The organism is Kitasatospora cheerisanensis KCTC 2395 (assembly GCF_000696185.1).
Classification (GTDB): domain Bacteria; phylum Actinomycetota; class Actinomycetes; order Streptomycetales; family Streptomycetaceae; genus Kitasatospora; species Kitasatospora cheerisanensis.
On record NZ_KK853997.1, the window covers coordinates 611,381 to 631,871 of the forward strand.

At 74.3% G+C, this 20,491-nt stretch carries 26 protein-coding genes and 1 pseudogene; 8 read left to right on the top strand and 19 right to left on the bottom strand.

What is annotated here, in order from left to right; all coding sequences use genetic code 11:
• Nucleotide 1 precedes the first annotated feature (1 nt).
• Complete coding sequence (locus tag KCH_RS02695) at nucleotides 2-211, bottom strand: DUF6479 family protein (protein WP_035858585.1); 210 nt, start codon at nucleotides 209-211, stop codon at nucleotides 2-4.
• A gap of 110 nt (nucleotides 212-321) precedes the next feature.
• Nucleotides 322-726, bottom strand: coding sequence for an SsgA family sporulation/cell division regulator (locus tag KCH_RS02700; protein WP_035858587.1), 405 nt, complete (start codon nucleotides 724-726; stop codon nucleotides 322-324).
• 315 nt (nucleotides 727-1,041) lie between these two features.
• Between KCH_RS02700 and KCH_RS02705 the strand changes: the two genes are divergently transcribed.
• Nucleotides 1,042-1,251 (top strand): cold-shock protein, encoded by a 210-nt coding sequence (locus KCH_RS02705; RefSeq protein WP_035858588.1) that lies wholly within the window; start codon nucleotides 1,042-1,044, stop codon nucleotides 1,249-1,251.
• 100 nt (nucleotides 1,252-1,351) lie between these two features.
• Here the strand turns inward: KCH_RS02705 and KCH_RS02710 are convergent, their stop codons facing one another.
• Nucleotides 1,352-1,765 (bottom strand): MerR family transcriptional regulator, encoded by a 414-nt coding sequence (locus KCH_RS02710; protein ID WP_035858596.1) that lies wholly within the window; start codon nucleotides 1,763-1,765, stop codon nucleotides 1,352-1,354.
• Nucleotides 1,766-1,860: 95 nt separating this feature from the next.
• Between KCH_RS02710 and KCH_RS02715 the strand changes: the two genes are divergently transcribed.
• Nucleotides 1,861-2,913 (top strand): aldo/keto reductase, encoded by a 1,053-nt coding sequence (locus KCH_RS02715; protein WP_035858598.1) that lies wholly within the window; start codon nucleotides 1,861-1,863, stop codon nucleotides 2,911-2,913.
• 72 nt (nucleotides 2,914-2,985) lie between these two features.
• On the opposite strand, the gene KCH_RS02720 is transcribed toward KCH_RS02715, so the two are convergent.
• From KCH_RS02720 to KCH_RS43815, 4 genes are all read right to left on the bottom strand, one after another.
• Complete coding sequence (locus KCH_RS02720) at nucleotides 2,986-4,092, bottom strand: hypothetical protein (protein WP_035858600.1); 1,107 nt, start codon at nucleotides 4,090-4,092, stop codon at nucleotides 2,986-2,988.
• Between the two features lie 355 nt (nucleotides 4,093-4,447).
• Nucleotides 4,448-5,281: an NAD(P)/FAD-dependent oxidoreductase gene (locus tag KCH_RS45805; protein ID WP_341865333.1), complete on the bottom strand. Its 834-nt coding sequence runs from the start codon at nucleotides 5,279-5,281 to the stop codon at nucleotides 4,448-4,450.
• On the bottom strand, nucleotides 5,275-5,460 hold the full coding sequence (locus KCH_RS43810) for an FAD-dependent oxidoreductase (RefSeq protein ID WP_063750104.1): 186 nt from the start codon (nucleotides 5,458-5,460) through the stop codon (nucleotides 5,275-5,277). The genes KCH_RS45805 and KCH_RS43810 overlap by 7 nt, the downstream gene beginning before the upstream one ends.
• The gene (locus KCH_RS43815; RefSeq protein WP_035858601.1) at nucleotides 5,457-7,448 is read right to left on the bottom strand and encodes a LodA/GoxA family CTQ-dependent oxidase; all 1,992 of its coding nucleotides are present in this window, start codon (nucleotides 7,446-7,448) and stop codon (nucleotides 5,457-5,459) included. Before KCH_RS43815 ends, KCH_RS43810 begins: the two co-directional genes overlap by 4 nt.
• A 318-nt stretch (nucleotides 7,449-7,766) precedes the next feature.
• Between KCH_RS43815 and KCH_RS02735 the strand changes: the two genes are divergently transcribed.
• Together KCH_RS02735 and KCH_RS02740 are read left to right on the top strand one after the other, a co-directional pair.
• The gene (locus KCH_RS02735) at nucleotides 7,767-8,204 is read left to right on the top strand and encodes a hypothetical protein (protein WP_157031855.1); all 438 of its coding nucleotides are present in this window, start codon (nucleotides 7,767-7,769) and stop codon (nucleotides 8,202-8,204) included.
• Entirely contained in the window at nucleotides 8,201-8,533 is a 333-nt protein-coding gene (locus tag KCH_RS02740; RefSeq protein WP_035858604.1) for a PRC-barrel domain-containing protein, read from the top strand. Before KCH_RS02735 ends, KCH_RS02740 begins: the two co-directional genes overlap by 4 nt.
• On the opposite strand, the gene KCH_RS47000 is transcribed toward KCH_RS02740, so the two are convergent.
• Nucleotides 8,439-9,002: a DUF3040 domain-containing protein gene (locus KCH_RS47000; protein WP_084223143.1), complete on the bottom strand. Its 564-nt coding sequence runs from the start codon at nucleotides 9,000-9,002 to the stop codon at nucleotides 8,439-8,441. The genes KCH_RS02740 and KCH_RS47000 overlap by 95 nt on opposite strands.
• Before the next feature lie 337 nt (nucleotides 9,003-9,339).
• Nucleotides 9,340-10,443: pseudogene (locus KCH_RS02745) on the bottom strand (PucR family transcriptional regulator).
• Nucleotides 10,444-10,672: 229 nt separating this feature from the next.
• Here KCH_RS02745 and KCH_RS02750 point away from each other — a divergent pair.
• Nucleotides 10,673-11,758: an S-(hydroxymethyl)mycothiol dehydrogenase gene (locus KCH_RS02750; RefSeq protein ID WP_035858606.1), complete on the top strand. Its 1,086-nt coding sequence runs from the start codon at nucleotides 10,673-10,675 to the stop codon at nucleotides 11,756-11,758.
• Nucleotides 11,758-12,387, top strand: coding sequence for an MBL fold metallo-hydrolase (locus KCH_RS02755; protein ID WP_035858612.1), 630 nt, complete (start codon nucleotides 11,758-11,760; stop codon nucleotides 12,385-12,387). The genes KCH_RS02750 and KCH_RS02755 overlap by 1 nt, the downstream gene beginning before the upstream one ends.
• A 7-nt stretch (nucleotides 12,388-12,394) precedes the next feature.
• On the opposite strand, the gene KCH_RS02760 is transcribed toward KCH_RS02755, so the two are convergent.
• From KCH_RS02760 to KCH_RS46415, 9 genes are all read right to left on the bottom strand, one after another.
• On the bottom strand, nucleotides 12,395-13,018 hold the full coding sequence (locus KCH_RS02760) for an AAA family ATPase (RefSeq protein WP_084223145.1): 624 nt from the start codon (nucleotides 13,016-13,018) through the stop codon (nucleotides 12,395-12,397).
• A gap of 76 nt (nucleotides 13,019-13,094) precedes the next feature.
• On the bottom strand, nucleotides 13,095-13,292 hold the full coding sequence (locus KCH_RS02765; protein ID WP_035870564.1) for a ferredoxin: 198 nt from the start codon (nucleotides 13,290-13,292) through the stop codon (nucleotides 13,095-13,097).
• Nucleotides 13,293-13,345: 53 nt separating this feature from the next.
• Nucleotides 13,346-14,548 carry a cytochrome P450 gene (locus tag KCH_RS02770; protein ID WP_035858613.1) on the bottom strand — a complete coding sequence of 401 codons (1,203 nt, stop codon included), beginning with the start codon at nucleotides 14,546-14,548 and terminating at the stop codon, nucleotides 13,346-13,348.
• A 281-nt stretch (nucleotides 14,549-14,829) separates the two neighbouring features.
• Entirely contained in the window at nucleotides 14,830-15,204 is a 375-nt protein-coding gene (crcB, locus tag KCH_RS02775) for a fluoride efflux transporter CrcB (RefSeq protein ID WP_035858615.1), read from the bottom strand.
• The gene (locus KCH_RS02780) at nucleotides 15,201-15,599 is read right to left on the bottom strand and encodes a DUF190 domain-containing protein (RefSeq protein WP_035858616.1); all 399 of its coding nucleotides are present in this window, start codon (nucleotides 15,597-15,599) and stop codon (nucleotides 15,201-15,203) included. Before KCH_RS02780 ends, crcB (KCH_RS02775) begins: the two co-directional genes overlap by 4 nt.
• The gene (gene crcB / locus KCH_RS02785; protein ID WP_035858618.1) at nucleotides 15,596-15,979 is read right to left on the bottom strand and encodes a fluoride efflux transporter CrcB; all 384 of its coding nucleotides are present in this window, start codon (nucleotides 15,977-15,979) and stop codon (nucleotides 15,596-15,598) included. Before crcB (KCH_RS02785) ends, KCH_RS02780 begins: the two co-directional genes overlap by 4 nt.
• A gap of 307 nt (nucleotides 15,980-16,286) precedes the next feature.
• Nucleotides 16,287-16,655, bottom strand: coding sequence for an ArsR/SmtB family transcription factor (locus tag KCH_RS02790; protein ID WP_084223148.1), 369 nt, complete (start codon nucleotides 16,653-16,655; stop codon nucleotides 16,287-16,289).
• Nucleotides 16,656-16,782: 127 nt separating this feature from the next.
• Nucleotides 16,783-17,805 carry a M4 family metallopeptidase gene (locus KCH_RS46410; RefSeq protein WP_341865469.1) on the bottom strand — a complete coding sequence of 341 codons (1,023 nt, stop codon included), beginning with the start codon at nucleotides 17,803-17,805 and terminating at the stop codon, nucleotides 16,783-16,785.
• Nucleotides 17,736-18,377: a hypothetical protein gene (locus KCH_RS46415; RefSeq protein ID WP_341865470.1), complete on the bottom strand. Its 642-nt coding sequence runs from the start codon at nucleotides 18,375-18,377 to the stop codon at nucleotides 17,736-17,738. The genes KCH_RS46410 and KCH_RS46415 overlap by 70 nt, the downstream gene beginning before the upstream one ends.
• A gap of 409 nt (nucleotides 18,378-18,786) precedes the next feature.
• Between KCH_RS46415 and KCH_RS46420 the strand changes: the two genes are divergently transcribed.
• Together KCH_RS46420 and KCH_RS02805 are read left to right on the top strand one after the other, a co-directional pair.
• Nucleotides 18,787-19,095, top strand: coding sequence for a hypothetical protein (locus tag KCH_RS46420; RefSeq protein ID WP_051652666.1), 309 nt, complete (start codon nucleotides 18,787-18,789; stop codon nucleotides 19,093-19,095).
• The gene (locus KCH_RS02805; RefSeq protein WP_051652667.1) at nucleotides 19,068-19,733 is read left to right on the top strand and encodes a CBS domain-containing protein; all 666 of its coding nucleotides are present in this window, start codon (nucleotides 19,068-19,070) and stop codon (nucleotides 19,731-19,733) included. Before KCH_RS46420 ends, KCH_RS02805 begins: the two co-directional genes overlap by 28 nt.
• Nucleotides 19,734-19,740: 7 nt before the next feature.
• On the opposite strand, the gene KCH_RS02810 is transcribed toward KCH_RS02805, so the two are convergent.
• Nucleotides 19,741-20,491 (bottom strand): vWA domain-containing protein (locus KCH_RS02810; protein ID WP_035858620.1); only part of this gene is annotated, 751 nt, incomplete at its 5' end.

Here is a 20,491-nt window from a genome sequence, read left to right on the forward strand (position 1 = left end):
GTCAGCGGCCCTCGTCGTCCGGCGTGCTCCAGGAGTCGGCGCGGGGGCCGTTGGGGCGGCCGGGGGTGACGGGCGGGCGGCGGCGGGCCCGGCGGCGGCTGCCCCAGGCGAACGCCCCGATCAGGAGCGCGGCGATGATCAGTGCGGGCACGAGGACGACGAGCAGTGAGGGTCCGGTGGACTCGGCCGCGAGGATCAGCTCGGGGGTCATGGTCCGCTCCTTCCGGTCGGCGGGTCCGCTGCTCGGGGCAGCGGGGTGTGCGACCTCGCCTACCCGGCGACCTGCGGGGCATGCGCCGCGGACCGGCCCGATGGCGGGGCTCAGGCGCAGAGGCGGGCGAGTTCGGCGTCCAGGTCGAGGTGCTCGCTCTCGCTGCCGGCCGGGATGAGCGCGAAGGAGTCCAGCAGGAATCCGGTGACGGCGTCGCCGGGGATGCTGATCACGGCCTGTCCGGTGCGGCTGCGCAGCGTGACGTGCACGGTGGCGTCCGGGCCGGGCGCGACGATGACGTCGCCCTGGCCGACCGGGGCGTGCCGGCCCTCGTTGAGCAGCTCGCGGGCGAACCACCACTCGACGGGCTCGTCCTCGGCGCGCAGCGGCGGGAAGACCAGGCAGACGGCGTAGGGCTCGGTGGAGTCGAAGCGCAGCCGGGCCTCGACGGCGGTCTCGGGGTAGGGGCTGTGCGGCAGGGTGACCCGGGTGGTCCAGGCGGCTGAGACGGCCATGCGGGGCGCTCTCCTTCGGGCTCGGCGGTGCGGCGGGCAGCCGTGGGGTTTCTCGGTGGCTGCGGGCGGCTACCCCGCCGCGCGCCGTCCAGCGCTTCGCACTCCAAACCTTCACAAGCCGGGGCGGTGCTCCCGTTCGGGCCGCGAACCTGTTACGGTCGGGGGTGTTGCAGTTGTGGTTCCCATGGTTTCTGTGTGCGCCTGCTGGTTCTTCCGCGGGCGCTGTTTTTTTGCCGTGTAATTCCGGCGGGCCATCAGTGCGGCGACAGCGAGCCCGCGAGGTGCGGGTCTCGGCGCCTTCGAAGGAGATTTTTCATGGCTTTTGGCACCGTCAAGTGGTTCAACTCGGAAAAGGGCTTCGGCTTCATCGCCCAGGAGGATGGCGGCGCGGACGTGTTCGCCCACTTCTCGAACATCAACTCCACCGGCTTCCGTGAGCTGCTCGAGGGCCAGAAGGTCGAGTTCGACGTCACGCAGGGCCAGAAGGGCCTGCAGGCGGAGAACATCCGTCCGATCGCTTTCTGACACCTGCCGCCCGCAGGAGTGCACGAAGGGCCCGCCCCGCGTTCGCGCGGGGCGGGCCCTTCCGCGTTCCCGGGCAGGCGGCCGGCCCGGGGCCCGCCGCTCAGCAGGGGGCCGGGTGCTGTTCCAGGTGGTCCTCGTAGACCGCGACCTTGTACTGGACGATGTCCAGCGAGCGTTGCAGCTCGGCGAGCCGGCCGAGGACGCGGGTCTCGTGGGCGCGCAGCAGGGCGAGCCGGTCGGGTTCGGTGCCGACGCCGGCGCGGACGAGTTCGGTGTAGCGGCGGATGTCGGGGATCGGCATGCCGGAGGCGCGCAGCACGATGCACAGGTTGAGCCACTCGACGTCGCTCTCGGTGTAGCGGCGCCCGCCGCCGGCCGTGCGCCGCACGGGTTCGGCGAGGATCCCCTCCCGCTCGTAGAAGCGCAGGGCGTGCACGCTCAGGCCGGTGCGTTCGGCGACCTGGCCGATGGTCAGGCCGGTGGCGGGGGCAGGGGCGGGCGGGGTGTCGTCCATCGGATCAGCATAGGAGTTGATCTAGAGCGGACTCTACTTCGTACAGTGGCCGTCGGCGCGCCGCACAACGACCGACGGATCTAAGGGGATTGACCATGCGTTACCGCACTCTCGGGGGCACCGGCATCGAGGTGAGTGCGCACTGCCTGGGCACGATGATGCTGGGGTCGGTGGGCAACCCGGACCACCAGGAGGGCATCCGGCTGGTGCACACGGCGCTGGAGCACGGGATCAACTTCGTCGACACGGCGGACATGTACTCGGCCGGCGAGTCGGAGGAGATCGTCGGCAAGGCGTTGCAGGGCCGGCGGGACGACGTGGTGCTGGCCACCAAGGTGCACTTCCCGATGGGCGCCGGGCCGAACCGGGGCGGGAACTCCCGGCGGTGGATCGTGCGCGCGGTGGAGGACAGCCTGCGGCGGCTGCGGACCGACTGGATCGACCTGTACCAGGTGCACCGGCCGGACCACCGGACGGACGTCGAGGAGACCTTGGCGGTGCTGGGCGATCTGGTCCGGCAGGGGAAGATCCGGGCCTTCGGGTGCTCGACGTTCCCGGCGGAGGAGATCGTCGAGGCGCACTGGGTGGCGGAGCGGCGGGCGCTACCGCGGTTCCGGACCGAGCAGCCGCCGTACTCGCTGCTGGCGCGCGGCATCGAGTCCTCGGTGCTGCCGGTGGCACGGCGCTACGGCATGGGGGTGCTGACCTGGAGTCCGCTGGCCTCCGGCTTCCTGACGGGGCGCTACCGCAAGGGCGGGGCGATCGACCTGTCCTCGGGGCGGGCCGCGCTGCACCCGCACCGGTTCGACCCGGCGCTGCCGGTGACCCTCCGCAAGCTGGAGGCGGTGGAGCAACTGGTGGAGCTCGCCGAGGAGTTGGGCTGCTCGCTGCCGGAGCTCGCGGTGGCGTTCCCGCTGGCGCACCCGGCGGTCACCTCGGTGATCATCGGCCCGCGCACGGTCGAGCAGCTGACCGGTCTGCTCAAGGGCGCCTCACTGGTGCTGGACGACGCGACGCTGGACCGGATCGACGCGATCGTCCCGCCCGGCACCAACCTGTACCACCCGGACGGCGCGTGGACCTCCCCCGCGCTCGCCCCGGCGCTCCTGCGCCGCCCGGCCGCCGAGCGGGCCGCCGCCGAGGGCTGAGCCCGCGCCTCCGCGGAGGGCCGAGCACGCCGCCGCCCCGCCCCCGTTCGCCGGGGGCGGGGCGGGCCGCGGTCAGAACGCGGAGGTGTACGCGGTGAGGAAGGGCGCGGCCGTGGGCGCCCCGCCGGGGTTGAAGCAGATCGAGTACAGCTGCACGTTGCCGGAGGTGCGCGCCCAGGGCAGCGCCAGCTGGCACCAGCCCGGTCCGCTGCCGTACGCGGTGACCTGCGCGTGGTCGGACGGCACGGCGATCGACGGCAGGGTCACGGTGGACGGGACGCCGACGGCCAGCGCGTTGCTGCCGGCCACCGAGTTGAAGTTGGTGCCGGGCGGCACCGAGCCGTTGTACCAGAGGTAGCCGAAGGACTTCGGCGGGATCGCCGGGCCGTGCACGGCGCGCTTGACCGAGTAGCTGAGCGTCCACTCGGTGTCGTAGGGCGCGTTCGTGGCGTCGAAGCAGGCGACCAGGAAGGTCTGGCCGGTGCTCGACGGGTACCAGTCGGCGACCTTGCAGCGGGCGCCCTGGGACGGGTCGACGGCGGTCACCTCGACGTTGCCGACGTTCGTGGAGGCGCCGACGCCGGGCAGCCAGGCCTTCCAGATGCCGGTGGACCCGTGGCTGGAGAGGTTGCTGCCGCCGGAGGAGTTGTACTGGCTGATCAGCGCACCGCCCGGCGTGGAGTCGAGGTAGCCGTAGTCGCCGCCGGGCGGCACGGGGGTGCCGCTGCTGCTGGAGTACAGCACGGTGAACGGCGAGTTGTCGGGCGCGCCGGTCGGCCGGTAGCAGGCCACCTTCACGTCGAGCCCGGTGCCGACGGTGCCCCAGCCGGCCAACTGGCACCAGGTGCCGGTCCGGTTCACGGCGGTGACGTGGGCGACGCCGCCGGGCCCGGCGATCAGCGGGAAGTGCACCACGTACGCGCCGAGACCGGTCTGGTCGACCTTGACCGGATTGCTCGCCGGGGACGCCCAGCTCCCCCACTGGCGCGAGGGGTCGGGCACGTAGGACGGCGGCGGCGTCGGGTTGTCCAGGTAGGCGAAGCCCCACCGGTCCGGGACGGCGGCGTGCGCGGGCCCGGCCGCCGGAACGGCCGCGGCCAGCAGAGCCGCCAGCAGAGCCAGCACCGCCAGGACCGCCCGGACGGGCCGGGCGGGCGATACCTCGAATCTCGCGTGCATGGACGATCAACCTCCTGGAAGGAGAGGACAGTTGTGACCGTTCTGCGGTACGGGAGGGAGAGCCCGGGCGCCTGCGACACGGCACGGCGACCCCGGTGGCCCCACATGCTAGGCAGCCCGCCGCCCCGCGGCCCAGCACCCTGACCCGAACCCGTACGTCCGGCTACCGCCCGCAGCCGTTCGCACGGCGGCCCTTCGCGCCACCCGACGGAGCCTCGGCTACCGGTTGTGGCGTAGTCGTGCTCACGGCGACCCCGCAGGCGGGCGATCAGCAGCGACACCGGCCGGCGGGAACGGCCAGGTGCTCGACCGCTCGTGGCGGCGCTGCCAGAACGGCCGCTCGGGCCAGCGCTGTTCAGCGGCGTAGTGGGCGCGGTGGTTGCGCAGGTAGGCCGCGCGGATGGCGGCGAGGTCGGCGCGGTAGGCCGGGAGGGCGGTCCGGTCGCCGGCCAGGTGGGCGTGGACGGCGCGGCCGGCGGCGAGGCCGGTGTAGAGGGCGGTGAGGATGCCCTGCGAGGAGAGCGGGTCGTAGGCCGCGGCGGCGTCCCCGGCGGCGGTCCAGCCGGGGCCGGTGACGGGGTCGAGGTGGGCGGTGTGGGCGGGGCGCGGCGGGGGTGGCGCCGAGGGGCCAGGGGTGACGGGAGGTCAGGGGGGTGATGTGGTCGGTGGCGGCGAGTCGGGCGGTGAAGTCGGCGGGGTCGGCGGCGGGGAGGTCGGCGTCGGTGTACCAGGCGAGGAGGCGGTGTCCGGTGGGGAGCGGGGCGGTGTACCACCAGCCGTCGGGGGCGGCTTCGACGGTGGTGGTGGCGTCGGCGGTGTCGGCCGGGCCGAGGGTGAGGTGCAGCGCGACCAGCCGGTCGCGGGTGCGGCGCCGGGCCCCGCTCGCGGTGGCGATCGCGGCCCGCCGCCCGGTCGCGTCGATCAGCCAGCGGCAGCGGGCGACGGCCCCGGCCCCGCGCAGCTCGACCGTCCAACTGCCGTCGTTGCCAAGGGCGTTCGGCCGGACGGCGGCGGTGCACAGCTGCGCTCCCTGGGCGCGGGCGTGCTCGCGCAGTCGACGGTCGAACAGCGGGCGGTCCAGGTGCCAGCCGTGGCCGTGCGGGTCGAAGAGGCTGTCGGTGCAGGCGGGCACGGGCCCGCCCCAGGCCGAGCGGTTGGCGGGGCAGGGCAGGTGACCGCCCGTCAGCACGCCGCCCGCGCCGAGGTCGCCGAGCAGGACCCGGGCCGCCGCGGGCAGCGCCTCGCCGACGGGGGCGGCCCGCGCCCGGGGTCGGCGAGCAGGACGCTGCGCCCGGCCCGGGCCAGGGCCAGCGCGGCGGCGGCCCCGGCCGGTCCGCCGCCGGCCACCACCACGTCGTACCGGGTCACGGCTGCGGGGTCGCGGGCCTGGCGCCGCCGCCGTTCGCGGCGTCCTCGCCGAACGGGTCGAGCTTGTCGATGTAGCCGACGGTGATCTTCTCGGTGTCGTGGCCGGTGCGTTCGGCGGCGGCGTCGAGGAGTCCGCCGACGGCGGCGGCGTCCAGCGCGGCGCGTTCGGGGACGTGCACGGTGACCAGGTTGCGTTCGAGCGGGACGCCCTCCAGGTCGAAGCCGGGCACGGACTCGACCTGGAGCACCGGCGGGTACTTGCCGTCGCCGACGGTGTACGCGCGGGGCTCGACGATGCCGAAGTGGTACCACTCCTTGACGGCGTGGGCGAGCTGCGTCGGGTAGTCGCCCTTCAGGCCGCGCAGCCAGGACGCCCGCCGGGCGAACGCGTCCTCCCGTTCCTCCTCCGAACTCCCCTGCCCGCCCTCCTTGTTGACGATCCGGAAGTCGTCCTCGGTGAGCACGTGGTTGGGGACGCGGGCGGGCCAGAAGGTCGGCACGTACGGGTCGTAGCGGTCGGGCGGCAGCACCTTGATCTCGTAGCCGGCCCGGCAGCTGGCGGTGTCGGTCTGCCAGGGGACGGCCATCCAGCGGGTGAGGTCGCCGGGGCCCTGGGCGTGCAGCGGGCCGTCCGGGCCGAGGGCGCGTTCGGCGCTCAACTGCGGTCCGTAGTCCGGTTCCTGCTCGCCCTCGGGCCGGTGCAGGATCCGGTACGGCTCCTCGTACATGGTGGTGTGCCGGATCGGCCAGGTGACCTCGCAGCCGGGGTGGAAGGCGTCGGCGAGGCAGAAGTCGAGGGCGGCGCGGTCGAGCAGGCCGGGCTGGTCGGCGACCGGGGCGTCCTCGATGCGGCGCGGGAAGCCGGGCCAGGGCTCGGTGCCGAACTCGCCCTTGGACCAGGCGATCAGCTGGGCGATCTGGGTGTCGGACAGCGCCAGGTACTGGAGCGGGGAGCGCGGCCGGCTGGCCATCGCGTCGCCGTAGATCCACGGCCACGGCACCGGGGAGATGCCGTCGCGGGTGTGGTCGCGCATCGCGGTGAGCACCTGGTGGCGCAGTTCCCGGTTCCGTTCGGCGGGGCTGGCCAGGCGCCTGAGCAGCTCGGGGGCGAGGAAGTCCTCGGGGCCGCCGAAGCCGTGGTGGGTGGCGTAGCCCTTGTTGACCCACTGGAGTTCGCAGAACCGCCGCAGCAGCGGCTCGATGTCGCGGGCGAAGCTGACGTCGAGGGCGCCGTCGGCCGGCCGGAACAGGTCGTACAGCAGGTCCCACAGGGTGCGGACGGCCTTCACCTCGGGGGCGAAGTTCGGCGGGGCGACCACCACCCAGGCGCCGTGGACCGGGATCTCCCGGCCGCCGAGGGTGAGGGTGGCGGTGACCGGGCCGTCGGAGGTGTCGTCGTACCAGCCGTCGTTGTTGCCGTAGGACTTGAGCGGGGCGCCGCCGGGCGAGCCGGAGGTGCCGGTGCCGCCGAGGACGACCAGCCGGCCCTGCTCGTCGGTGTGCATCCGGCCGAGCGGGACGGGCACGCCCTGGAAGCTGCCGCCGGTGAACTCGACGTGGCCCCCGGCCCCGGCCCGCAGGGTCTTGCGGCCCGGGTCGACGACCAGCGTCGGGCGGTCCGCGTCGGCGACCGTGCCGTTGCGGCGGGCGGACGCCTTGCCCTGCATGTCGGGGATGTCGAGGGCGAGGTCGAAGTTGTACCAGGCGGCCTTCGAGTTGGCCACGTGCACGGCCCACTCGATCGCCACCCCGGCCTCGTCGGTGGTGAGTTCCCGCACCACCCGGTCGTCGGCGGTGCAGCCGTACAGCCGGAAGCGGACGGCCTGGCGGCGGATCGCGCCGGTGTCGTCCTTGTAGAAGCCGACCGGCGCGGGCTCCGGGTCGGGCGTCTCGGGGCCGAGGAACCAGCCGTCCTCGCGGGTGCTGTTGCCGAGCCGGGCCACGCCGATGGCGGGGTGGATCCGGGCGTGGGTGATCTCGTCGGTCATCGCTGCGATGTCCTCTCGTCCGCGGTCGGGGAGTGCCGCACGGGCCCGGGGAGCGCTCGGCACGCGCGGGGCAGGAGGTGACGGATGGTCGGGTGCGTCGGAGGCGCCCGCCACCCACCATGGCAGCTCGGGTACCACCCGTTCGAACGGCTCGCGGGCCGTCACCTTGACGGCCCCTCAGGTCATCAGCCGTGAAGCGGGCCGTGGACCTGGCCGTGAAGCGGGCGCCGGGACCGGGCGGTGAAGCGGACGGATCGGGGCATACGGGTGCCGGGCCCGGCGAGCAGCGGCCCGGTTCGAGCGAGGAGGCGATCCGCCGTGACGGTTGTGCTGTGTCTGGGTGTGCTCGTCGGCTACGCGCTGGTCGCGTTCCTGACGGCCCGTTCGGTGTTCCTGCGCGGCCGGGCCGCGTACCTGGAGGGCCGCACCGGCTCCGGCGGCGCGCACACCGTCGGCGCGTTCGAACGGCAGGAGCGCCAGCAGACCGAGGCCGTCGCACTGTGCGCGGGCGCGCTGTGGCCGGCCGCCGTGCCGCTCCTGCTGCTGCGCCGGGCGGTCGCGGCCCTGGTGCTGGCCCGCCCGGCCGGGCCGGTCCGACCGGCGCCGGGCGAGGTCGCGGAACGCATCGAGGAACTCGAACGCGCGCTGCGACTGGGCCGCCACGCCGCTCCCCCGTGCTCCGGGCCGGCACGCATGCCGGCCCGCGACGGGGGCAGGCGGACGGATGAAGTCCCTACGACGAGGAGGAAGTCGTGAGCATCGAACAGGAACGCAACGTCGCCGGCGCGGACCTGACGGGCTATCGGGTGCAGGCCGAGGACGGTCGGATCGGCAAGGTCGACCGGCACACCGCGGAGGTCGACCCCTCGCACCTGGTGGTCGACACCGGCCCGTGGATCTTCGGCCACGAGGTGCTGATCCCGGCGGGCACCGTCGAGCGGATCGACCCGGCCCACCGGACGGTCTGGGTGAACCGCACCCGGCAGGAGATCAGGAACGCGCCCGCCTTCCACACCGGCCGCCACACCGCCGGCCTCCACCAGACCCACCGCGGCGGCGGCGGCCCGCTCGGCGACTCGTTCTAGGCCCGTCTTCGAACCCGCGTCGCAGGCCCGCGGTGTCCGGTGCGTGCTCTCGGCGTGCCGGTCGGAAGGCCTCGTACTGGATGCACTCGGTCTTTCGCCCGGTGCGGCAAGCAGCCGGGGCCAATGCGTGAGCCGGGCGGCGGGGCCGGATCCCGCCCGGCCCCGTGGTCAGCCTGCGTGCAGGGCGGCCAGCCGGAGCAGGGCGAGGCCGCAGAGCAGCGCCGACACTCCGGCGGCGAGCAGGGCCGCCGCCGGGCCGGCCGCCGGCGCCCGCCCACAGGGAGCCCGCGGCGGTGAGCACGCTGAGCACGGCGATCACCGCGGCGAGCAGCCGGGGCCGGTGCGTGAGCCGGGCGGCGGGGCCGGGGGCACGGGCGAGCCGCCGGTCGAGCGCGGGCTCTTCCCGGCGCAGGTGGTGTTCGATGTCCGCGAGGAGGCTCTGCTCGCGGGCGGTCAGTCGGCTGCTCATGGGAGGGGTTCGCCGCCTTCCTCGAACGGGGTCGTCACGGGTGTGCCCCCGCGTCTTCCCCGCTCGGCCCCGTCCGAAAAAGGCGGCACCTCTCCCCCCTCGGGCGCCGACTCCCGTACCCCCTGTGCGGGACGTCGACTCCCGGGCCACCGGGACGGTTCCCCCCGCTCCCGCCGGCCCTGTCGGACCGGTCTCCCGGCGACAGGAAGATCGTGTCAGCCGGGGGCCGGTCCGCACATTGCCAGGATCCGGCAGTCTTGACGGCCCGTTGACGCCCGATCCGGGCAGCAGCCGCCCGATTCGCGCAGCAGCCGCCCGGTCCGGGCCGCCCGCGGGCTCAGATCGGCTGCTGCGGCCAGCCCAGCAGGCGGGCGCCCATCGCCGCGGTCTCCAGGGTGTAGCGGTGCAGCGCGTCCGCGAGGTCGTAGCCGGTGAGCGCCTTGATCCGCTCCGTGCGGTAGCCGAGCGTGCGCACGCTGATGCCGAGCCGGCGGGCGGCCTCCGCGTTGACGTAGCCGGCCTCGGCCTGCACGGCGATGGTGTCGAGCAGCGGGCCGGCCCCGCCGCGGGCGCCGGCCAGCGGGCCGAGGACGGTGCGCACCAGGTCCGCCATCGCCGCCCGGTCGCGCATCAGCACCGGGAAGACCAGCAGTTCCTCGGCCCGCAGCAGGTCGGCGGGCAGGTCGAGGCGTTCCGCGAAGTCGAGCGCGTCGAGCGCCTCCTCGTAGCTGCGGACCACGCCGCCGGCGCCGGGGTGCCGCCGTCCGGTGGCGACCCGCCGGGCCGGGGGTAGCCGGTCCCGGGGTGCAGGGCGAGTCGGGCGAACGCGTCGAGGACGGCCTGTTCGCTGTCCGGGGCGACGCACACCAGCCGCCCGTCCTTGGTGGCGAGCAGGACGTCGCGTTCGCCGAAGCGGCCGGTCAGTTCCCGTTCCACCCGCCGCACCACGGGCCGGCGTCGCCGTAGGGGAGGGTGCCGGCGGCGACCGCGACGGCGTGGGTGCGGGCCAGGCGCAGGCCGAAGCGTTCGGCGCGCTCCGCGAGGGCGCCGGGGTCGCTGCGGCCGTACAGCAGGTCGTCGATGAATTCGCGCCGGGCGGCCTCCTCCTGACGCACGGCCAGCCGCTGGGCGCGTTCGTGGCCGTCGCCGAGGCGGCGAGCGCGGTCTCGGCGGCGGCGAGCACGGCTTCGCCGGCCTGCCGCAGTTCGGCGAGGGTGGTGGCGCCGGCGATGCCGGGCAGGGTGGGCCAGGCCCGGCGGCCGGCGCCCATGCAGTGGGCCACCAATTCCCGCAGGCCGAGGCCGGTTTCGGCGAGGCGTTCGCCGAGGGCGCGGAGCGACTCGGTCTCCGCCCGGCTGAGTCGCCGCCCGGAGCGGGAGACTTCGGCGAGCATCGCCACGTACCGGTCGCCGGGTTCCCCGGCCTCCGTGCCCTGCGTCATCCCGGCCTCCCTCGGTCCCGAATCGGCCCGCCGCATCCTAACGAGCCGACGGCTGCCGCTCGCGGTGGGTACGCTGCTGGCAGGTCCGGGGGCGGGAAAGTGGCTCTGTGCTGCGGGAACGCCCGCCGGGCCGGCGTGTGTCGACGGTCCGTGAGGTCCGGGCGGGGCACGGGTCCGGGCACCGGCGCGTCCGCGTCCGGGTGCCACCGGTTCGGAGAAGGGTTTCGTGATGGCTCAGGTTGTGCGGGGTGTGATCGCGCGGGCGAAGGGCGCACCGGTGGAGGTGGTGCCGGTGGTGGTGCCCGATCCGGGGCCGGGCGAGGCGGTGGTGCGGGTGCAGGCGTGCGGCGTGTGCCACACGGACCTGCACTACCGGGAGGGCGGGATCAACGACGAGTTCCCGTTCCTGCTGGGGCACGAGGCGGCGGGCGTGGTGGAGTCCGTCGGCGAGGGCGTCGACAATGTCGTGCCCGGTGATTTCGTCATCCTGAACTGGCGTGCGGTGTGCGGTCGTTGCCGGGCCTGCCGGCGGGGCCGGCCGCAGTACTGCTTCGCCACCCACAACGCGAAGCAGAAGATGACGCTGGAGGACGGCACCGAGTTGTCGCCGGCCCTGGGGATCGGCGCGTTCGCCGAGAAGACCCTGGTGGCGGCGGGCCAGTGCACCAAGGTCGACCCGGCGGCGTCGCCGGCCGCGGCGGGCCTGCTGGGCTGCGGTGTGATGGCGGGTCTGGGCGCGGCGATCAACACCGGCCAGGTGGGCCGCGGCGACAGCGTCGCGGTGATCGGCTGCGGCGGTGTCGGCAACGCGGCCGTGATGGGCGCCCGGCTGGCCGGCGCGTCGAAGATCGTCGCGGTGGACGTGGACGACCGCAAGCTGGTGACGGCCCGCGGCCTGGGCGCGACGCACACCGTCAACTCCCGGGAGACCGACCCGGTGGAGGCGATCCGGGAGCTGACCGGCGGCAACGGCGCTGACGTGGTGATCGACGCGGTCGGCCGCCCGGAGACGTACAAGCAGGCGTTCTACGCCCGCGACCTGGCGGGCACCGTCGTCCTGGTGGGCGTGCCCACCCCGGAGATGACCCTCGAACTGCCGCTGCTGGACGTGTTCGGCCGCGGCGGCGCGCTGAAGTCCTCCTGGTACGGCGACTGCCTGCCGGAGCGGGACTTCCCGATGCTGATCGACCTGTACCTGCAGGGCCGGCTGGACCTGGACGCGTTCGTCAGCGAGACCATCCCGCTGGACGGCGTCGAGGAGGCGTTCGCCCGGATGCACCGCGGCGAGGTGCTGCGCTCGGTGGTGGTGTTCTGATGGCGGCCCGGATCGAACAGCTGGTCACCTCGGGCGACTTCAGCCTGGACGGCGGCACCTGGCAGGTCGACAACAACGTGTGGCTGGTCGGCGACGACCGCGAGGTGGTGGTGATCGACGCCGCGCACGACGCGGACGCGATCGCCGCGGCGGTGGCGGGGCGGACGCTGCTGGCGATCGTCTCCACCCACGCGCACAACGACCACATCGACGCCGCACCGGAGTTGGCGGCCCGCACGGGCGCGCCGATCCTGCTGCACCCGGCGGACGAGGTGCTCTGGCGGCAGACCCACCCGGACCGCGAGCCGGACGCGGAACTCTCCGACGGCCAGCAGCTGACCGTGGCGGGCACCGTGCTGACGGTGCTGCACACGCCGGGCCACTCCCCGGGCGCGGTCAGCCTGTACGGGCCGGAGCTGAACACCGTGTTCACCGGTGACACCCTGTTCGCGGGCGGGCCGGGCGCCACCGGGCGGTCGTTCTCCGACTTCCCGACCATCGTCGACTCGATCCGCGAGCGGCTGCTGTCGCTGCCCGCGGCGACGGTGGTGCGCACCGGCCACGGTGACTCGACCACGATCGGCGCGGAGGCCCCGCACCTGGACGAGTGGATCGCCCGCGGCCACTGACGCGCCGTCAGCCGCCCTCCGCCCCGGAACCGTCGTCCGGGGCGGCGAAGCGGACGGCGGCCAGCCGCTCCCGCGAGACCTCGTCGGCGAGCAGCACCGAGGCCGCGCCGGGGAACGCCGCCCGCCCGTCCCGGTCGACGGCCGCCAGCAGCGCGGCCAGGCCGCGGACGTGCCGGCGGAAGGTGCGCGGGGCGGCGGTGCGGGCCCGGGCGTGCTGCCCGGACAGCGCCTCCTCGGGCCGGACGGCGAGCAGCACCACGTGCAGCTCGCGCCCGTTCCGGCGGGCCCAGTGCGCGAGGGCGCGGCGCATCCAGCGGCGGGTGCCGCAGTCGTGCACCAGCAGCGGCCCGGGGCGGCGCAGCGCGGCGCGGATGCGCAGCAGGTGCAGGGTGCGCACGACGGGCCGGTAGACGGGGTAGGGGACGCGGTCGGGCATCGCGGCCTGGGCGGTGAGCCGGCTGGTGCGCGGGTCGAGGACGGGGGCGCGGCCGTCCCAGCGGTGCAGCAGGGTGCTCTTGCCGCTGCCGGGCAGTCCGGCCACCACGACGGCGGCGTGCGGTGCGTAACGGATCGTCAGCGGCGGGCCGTCCTGTCCGCGCAGGTCGTGCAGGCCGCGCGGGGCGAGTTCCACGGGGTTCCCCTCGGTGCGTCGAACCGTCCCGCCCGCGGTTCCGGGTGGGACGGTTCGGCAGCCTAGCGGGAGGGGTTCAGTCCTCGGCGAGGCGGATCGCGCCGGCGGGGCAGGCGGCGACGGCGTCCTCGACGGCGGAGCGCAGCTCGGCGGGCGGCCGGGCGTCGAGCAGGACGACCACGCCGTCCTCGTCGCGCTGGTCGAACACCTCGGGGGCGTTTCTGACGCACTGTCCGGCGCCGCAGCAGCGGTCCTGGTCGACGGTGACGGTCACGGTTCCTTCTTCCACGGGGGCGGCGGCGCCGGTTCGGGTCGGCGGGGCGGCGGTCACCAGGCGACCCGGAGTTCGTGGACGCCGTAGATCAGCATGTCCTCGCGGAACGGGACGTCCTCGAAGGGCATGGCGAGGCGCAGGTCGGGCAGCCGGCGGAGCAGGGTCTCCAGGGCGATCTCGAGTTCGAGCCGGGCGAGCGGCTGGCCGAGGCACTGGTGGACGCCGAAGCCGAAGGCGAGGTGCTGGCGGGTGTCGCGGGTGAGGTCGAGGGTGTCGGCGCCGGGGTAGCGGTCGTCGTCCCAGTTGGCGGTGTTGATCTGGAGGACGACGCCCTCGCCGGCCCGGATCTTCGTGCCGCCGATCTCGGCGTCGGCGACGGCGACTCGGACCAGGCCGGTCTGCACGATGGAGAGGTAGCGCAGGAGTTCCTCGACCGCGGCGGGCATGGTCTCGGGGTGGGCGCGCAGGTGGGCGAGCTGCTCGGGGTTGCGCAGCAGGGCGAGCACGGACAGCGCGGTCATGTTGGCGGTGGTCTCGTGTCCGGCGATCAGCAGCAGCCGGCCCATCGCGCCGATGTCCTCGATGTCGAGTTCGCCGCGGGCGACCAGGCGGCTGAGGATGCCGTCGTCGGGCCGGTCGGCCTTGGACGCGGCCAGCGTGTCGAGGTAGTCGGTGAGCCGGCGGTTGGCCTCGACGACGGCCTCGGTGGTGGAACCGCGGTGCAGCAGGGTGCGGCTGCACTCCTGGAAGAAGTCGTGGTCCTCGTAGGGGACGCCGAGCAGCAGGCAGATCACCAGGGAGGGCAGCGGCAGCGCGAACTCGGAGACCAGGTCGGCCTGTTCGCGGCCGTCGGTCATCCGGTCGATCAGGTCCTCGGTGATCCGCTGGATCTCGGGGCGCAGGCCGGCGGTCCTGCGCATGGTGAAGTCGCCGGTGAGCATGCGGCGCAGCCGGCCGTGCTCGGGGTCGTCGAGCCGGATGAAGGTGGGTTTGAGGGTGACGAACTGGCGGGCGGCCTCGGTGAGGAACGGGAAGCCGGGGTTGGCGGGGTCGGAGCTGAACCGGTTGTCGGCGAGGATCGCGCGGACGTCCTCGTGCCGGGTGACCAGCCAGGCGGGGTTGCCGTCGTAGAGGGCGATGCGGCTGATCGGCTCGTCGCGGCGGGCCTGTTCGTAGGCGGGCGGCGGGGCGAACGGGCAGCTCCCGCGCGGGGCGGGGTGGTTGCTGGTGGGGGAGGTGTCGGCAACGGTGGCCATCTGGTGCTCCCTTCCCGGAGCTGGGCCGGCGGTGGCGTCGGCGGTGGGCCTGCGACTGCGCGACCCGGGCAGTTGAGTGCCTCGGGCAACTAACTCAGGGTCACGCTAACTCGCGGTCCGTGGCCACGGGAAGATGATCCGGCCCCGGGTCGGGATTCTGTCCGGATCGCGGCGGTGCGGACACGTCCGACCGGACGGCGACGATGCCGCCGACCAGCCGTGTCCGTGCCCGTCACGGTCGGCGGATCATCCTTGCGGGCGATCCGGATCGGGCCACGGCCTCACACCCACAGCGCCTGCGCGATCGCCCACCCGGTGAACGCCGACCCGAGCCCGGCGGCCACGCTGCCCGCCGCGTTCATGACGGCGTAGAAGGCGGCCCCGCTCTCGGCCAACCGCAGCGTCTCGTAGGAGAAGGTGGAGTACGTGGTCAGCGCCCCGCAGAAGCCGGTGCCGACCAGCAGTTGGAGCTGCGAGGAGGCGGCGCCGGCGGCGACCGCGCCGGTCAGCAGTCCGAGCACCAGCGAGCCGGACACGTTGACGGCGAAGGTGCCCCACGGGAAGACGGTGTCGTGCCGGGCCTGCACGGCCCGGTCGGTCAGGTAGCGCAGCGGGGCGCCGACCGCCGCGCCGACGATCACCAGCAGCCAGTTCACCGCGCCTCCCCAGGGCCGTCGGCGGGGCCTTCGGCGGGGCCGTCGGCGAGGCCGTCGCCGGGGCCTTCGGCGGGCCTCAGCACCTCGCACGCGTCCAGCGTCACCAGGCAGCGGTCCAGCAGCTCGTCCAGCTGCGGCAGGAAGGAGCGGATCCGCTCCTCGCGGTCCACCACCACGACCGCCACCGGCATGTCGTCGCCGACCGACAGCAGCCGGGAGGTGTGCACCAGGGCGGAGCCGCCGAAGCCCTCGATGCCGCGGAACACGCTCGCCCCGGCCAGCCGGGCGGTGTGGGCGCGGTGCACGATCTCGGCGTACAGCGGGCGGTGGCGCCAGCGCTCGTCCTCGCCGACCAGCACCGTCATCCGCAGGGCCCGTTCCAGGCGTCCGGTCATCGTGTCCTCCGTCCGATCACCAGGCGGGCGGCGGTCGCGCCGGCCCAGACCGCGGCCATCGCGGCGAGCAGGGTGGCGGCCAGGTAGCCGAGGGCCGCCGGGGCGCGGCCGGCCAGCATCAGCCGCTGGATGTCGACCGCGTAGGTGGAGAAGGTGGTGAAGCCGCCGAGCACGCCGGTGCCGAAGAACGGCCGGACCAGCCGGTGGGCGCGCCAGACCTCGGTGAGCACCGTCATGAACGCCCCGATGACCGCGCAGCCCACCACGTTGATCAGCAGCGTCGGCCAGGGGAAGCCGTCCGCGGGCAGCGGGTGGGCCAGCGCGATGGCGTACCTGGCGCACGCGCCGAGGATGCCGCCGAGGGCCACCACGGCGATCACGGACGCCAGTTCGCGGTCCGGGCCGCGCCGCGCCGGGCGCGGTCCGGGGTCGGGCCGACGGGGTCGACCGCCGTCGACGGCTGCGAACTCTCCACGGGCACACGTCTCCTACTCGCACGGCGCCCGAAAGCTCCGGGCGCGCCACTGTACAAGTAGGGACCGTTGGCGGCCGGTTGCGCCGCGGTTCGGGTCCGGCGGGCCCCACCGCCGGTCGCACGCCTCCACTGTACCGGCCGCTCGGGACGGTTCCCGCGCCGGGCGGGCCGCGCGTGTCCGCCCGGGCGGCCGGGCGGGAGGTGACGGGTGGTCAGCCGCGGTCGGCGGCCCGCAGGTCGGCGAGCAGGCCGGCCTGGTCGGTGATCAGCGAGCCGATGATGGAGCGGGCCACCCGCAGCAGGTCGGCGACCTCGGCGCTGGCGAGCGTGTAGACCACGGTGGAGCCCTCGCGGCGGGCGTGCACCAGCTTGGCCCGGCGCAGCACGGCGAGCTGCTGGGACAGGTTGGCGGGTTCGACGCCGACCTCGGGCAGCATCTCGGCGACGGCGTGGTCGCGGGTGCTGAGCAGTTCCAGCACCCGGATCCGCACCGGGTGTCCGAGGGTTTTGAAGAACTCCGCCTTCAGCTGGTACAGCGGCACGCTGGCCACCGGAGGCGACTGCGGGTTCTCGGCGTTCACGTGCTCGTCACCGTCTCGTTCGGGCCCGGGGGCGTGCGGGGTCGTCGTGCCGACCCTAACAACCGGCAGCGCCCCGGCCCACACGGAGGCCGGGGGCGCTGCGAGTTCGGGAGTTGCCGTGGTGCGGTCAGGAGACGCTGACGGCGCTCCACGCGGCGGCGATCGCCGCGTACTCGGCGGAGCTCGCGCCGTACAGGTCGCGGGCGGCGTTCAGGGTCGCGGTGCGGGCCCCGGAGTAGTTGGTGGTGGAGGTCATGTAGACGGTGAGCGCCCGGTACCAGACGGCGGCGACCTTCTGGTTGCCGATGCCGGTGACGGTGGAGCCGTTGCAGGTCGGGCTGTTGTACGCGACGCCGTTGACGGTCTTCGCGCCGCTGCCCTCGCTGGCCAGGTAGAAGAAGTGGTTGGCGACGCCGGAGGAGTAGTGCACGTCCAGCTTGCCGACCGACTTGCTCCAGCAGTCGGCGGAGCGGCCGTCCAGCGACGGCTTGTCGAAGCGGCGCAGCCACGGCGGGGTGGACTGGTCGCTGAACAGGTAGTCGCCCTTGTCCACCGCGTTGTTGGCGTACCACTCGACCATGGTGCCGAAGATGTCGCTGGTGGCCTCGTTGAGGCCGCCGGACTCGCTGCTGTAGCGCAGGTTGGCGGTGGCGCTGGTGACGCCGTGGGTCATCTCGTGGCCCATGGTGTCGAGGTCGACCTGCTCGGGGTCGGTGGTGCCGTCGCCGTCGCCGGTCATCATGCAGAAGCAGGCGTCGGACCACTGGGCGTTGTCCCAGTTGGTGCCGACGTGCACGAAGACGGTGGCGCCCTTGCCGTCGTTCTTGATGCCGTTCCGGCCGAAGGTGTTCTTGTAGTAGTCGTACGTCCAGGCGGTGTTGGCGTGGGCGTCGACGGCCGCGGTGGCGCGGTCGGTGGAGAACTTCCGGCCGTCGCCCCAGACGTTGTCGGCGTCGGTGTACAGCGTGCCGGAGCTCGCCTTGACGCTGCTGGAGGACAGGTTGCGCGCGTCCTTGGTGGTGTGGCCGCGGACCGGGTCGATCAGCGCGTAGCTGCCGTCGGCCTGCTGGGTGGTGTCGATCAGGATGTCGCCGGTGTACTCGGAGTGGCCGGTGCCGGCGGCGGACTGCTCGGCGTCCCAGCTCTCGATCGCCGCGCCGGTGGTGGCGTCGGTGACGACGACCCGGCCGGCCGGCTGGCCCTGCTTGCCCTCGCCGCTGACGGTGGTCTGCCAGGCGAGGCGGGGGGTGCCGTCGGCCGCCCAGACGACCAGTTCGGGGGTGGCGGTGGCGCCGGTGATGCCGGGGCCTGGCCGAGCGCGGCGGCCGCGCCGTGCTGGGCGGGGACGGCGGGCACCACGGTCTTCACGGCCGCGTCGTGGCCCTTGGCGCGGGAGCTGTCGGTGAGCTTGCCGCGGGCGTCCTGATGGACCACCAGGTCGCCGCCGACCACCGGGAGTCCGAGGTAGGTGCGGTCGAAGCGGACGTGCTGGGCGCCGTCCTTGTCGATGACGACGTCCTTGACCTTCAGGCCCTGGCCGGGGCCGAAGCCGAACAGGTCCGCGTGGTGGGAGACGTTGGCCTCGGCGCGGGCGATCGCGGCGTCGCGGCCCGGGGCCGCCGCGGCGGTGTCGTACTGGACGGCGGCGACGAGCAGCGCGGCGCTCGCGGCGAGGGCGCCCGCGGTGAGGGTGCGGCGGCGCGCGGAGGAGGAGGGGCTCACTCGTGACTCCAGTCGGGTAGCAGGGAGCTGGCCGACCGACAGCCTGTCGGTGAACACACAAACAGTTCTATGAACAGTTAATGACCGTGACCTGTTCGTATCCTGTGAGCCCGGGGCCGCCGTTCCCGGGCCCGTTCGACAGGTCCGGGAACGACCAAAGGCCCTCCCGCCACGCGCGTCCGGGCGCGCAGGATCGTTCCATGAGCCGTGAACCCGCCCGCTCCCCCGATGCCGTCTCCCTCGACCCGGACCAGTGCCTGCGCCTGATGGCCCGTCACGCCGTGGGGCGGCTCGTCTACACCCGCAACGCGCTGCCCGCCGTCCAGCCCGTCCGCTACCGGCTGGTGGACGACGGCAGCGTGCTGGTCGACCGGCCCGACGAGGAGCTGCTGCGCGCCGTGACGGGGCCGTGGTCGCCTTCCAGGCCGACGAGGTCGACCCGGCCGACGGCAGCGGCTGGACCGTCACCGTCCTCGGCCACGCGGACGCCGTGCCGCCGGGCGCGGCGACCGGGCCGCCCGCCGTGTCGGTCCGGATCCGCCCCGAGTGGGTCTCCGGGCTGCGGCTGCTGCCGCCCTGCCCCGACCGGCCGGCCGACCGGCCCCACCGCCCGGGACTTCCGGCCCTCGCGCCGGACGCCGCCCGGTCGGCAGATTGGGAGCATCCCCGGCACCGAGGAGGCGAAGGACGATGCGGCACTGCACCGTCGGATCGGTGATGACCCGTCAGGTCGTCACCGTCAGCCCCGGAACGGGGTTCCGCGAGATCGTCGCCCTGCTCACCGAGTACGACATCACCGCCGTGCCGGTGGTCGGCCCCGACCACCGGCCGCTCGGCGTGGTCTCCGAGGCGGACCTGCTGCGCACCCAGCTCGCCCAGTACGACCCGGCGTCGCTGCTGCCCGCGCCCGTGCACCTGCGCGGCACCGGCACCACCGCCGCCGACCTGATGACCGCGCCCGCCGTCTGCACCACCCCCGACAGCACGGTGGTGGCCGCCGCCCGCCTGATGGCCCGCCGCCGGGTCAAGCGCCTCCCCGTGGTCTCCCCCGCCGACGGCCGGCTGATCGGCACCGTCAGCCGCGGCGACCTGCTGCGGGTCTTCCTCCGCGACGACCACGCGATCCGCCGCGAGATCGTCGAGGACGTGCTGACCACCCTCGAAGGCGCCAGCCCCTCCCTCATCACCGTCGACGTCAGCCAGGGCGAGGTCACCCTCAGCGGCACCACCGCCCCGCACTGCCCGACCGCGGCCCTGCGCGAACTGTGCGCCGCCGTGGACGGCGTGGTCTCCGTCACCGACCGCACCACCAGCCCGCTCGCCCCGCCCGCCCGACTCGCGGCCGCCGGCCGCTGACCCGGCGTCAGGCCCGCAGGATGCCGGCCCGGCGGGCGGCGGCGATCCACTGCGGGAACTCGGACAGCAGCCGGTCGTAGAGCTCCGGGTCGGGCAGGGTGCTGATGTCGTCGACGGAGAAGAAGCCGACGTTGTCGACCCGGCGGCCCGGCAGCTGGTCGAAGCGTTCCAGGACGCCGTAGTTCGAGCGGCCGAGGCCGACGAACTGCCAGAAGACCGGCTCCTCGACGGCGGCCCGCAGCTCCGCCTCGATCTCGGCGTTGCGGTAGATGCCGCCGTCGGAGAAGAACAGCACCAGGGTGGGCAGCGGCGAGGGGAACGCCCGGACGAAGGCCCGCACCTCGGCGATCACCTTCTGCTCCTCGTTCTGGATGCCGACCGCCTTCATGTCCACCCGCCCGTCCGGCTGCGGGCCGCGGTTGCGGCGACGGCGGCCGAACAGGCCCATGCTCAGCTCGCCCGCCCGGACGTGCAGCCGCAGCCAGTCCGGCAGCCCCGGCAGGCTCAGGTCGGGCAGCCGGGCCGGGTGGCTGGCGAAGGTCCACGCCTGCATGGTGCCGTCGTCGTCCAACTGCGCGGCGACGGCGGCCATCCGCTCCACCACGTCGGCGACCACGCCCCGCGCGTACAGCGCCGACATCGACCCCGACGCGTCCAGCACCAGCAGGATCCGGGCCACCACTCCCTGCGCGCCGTGCTTCTGGAGGCTGACGGCGACCTGCTGCTTGCGCAGCGAGAGCCGCTTGCGCATGTCGACG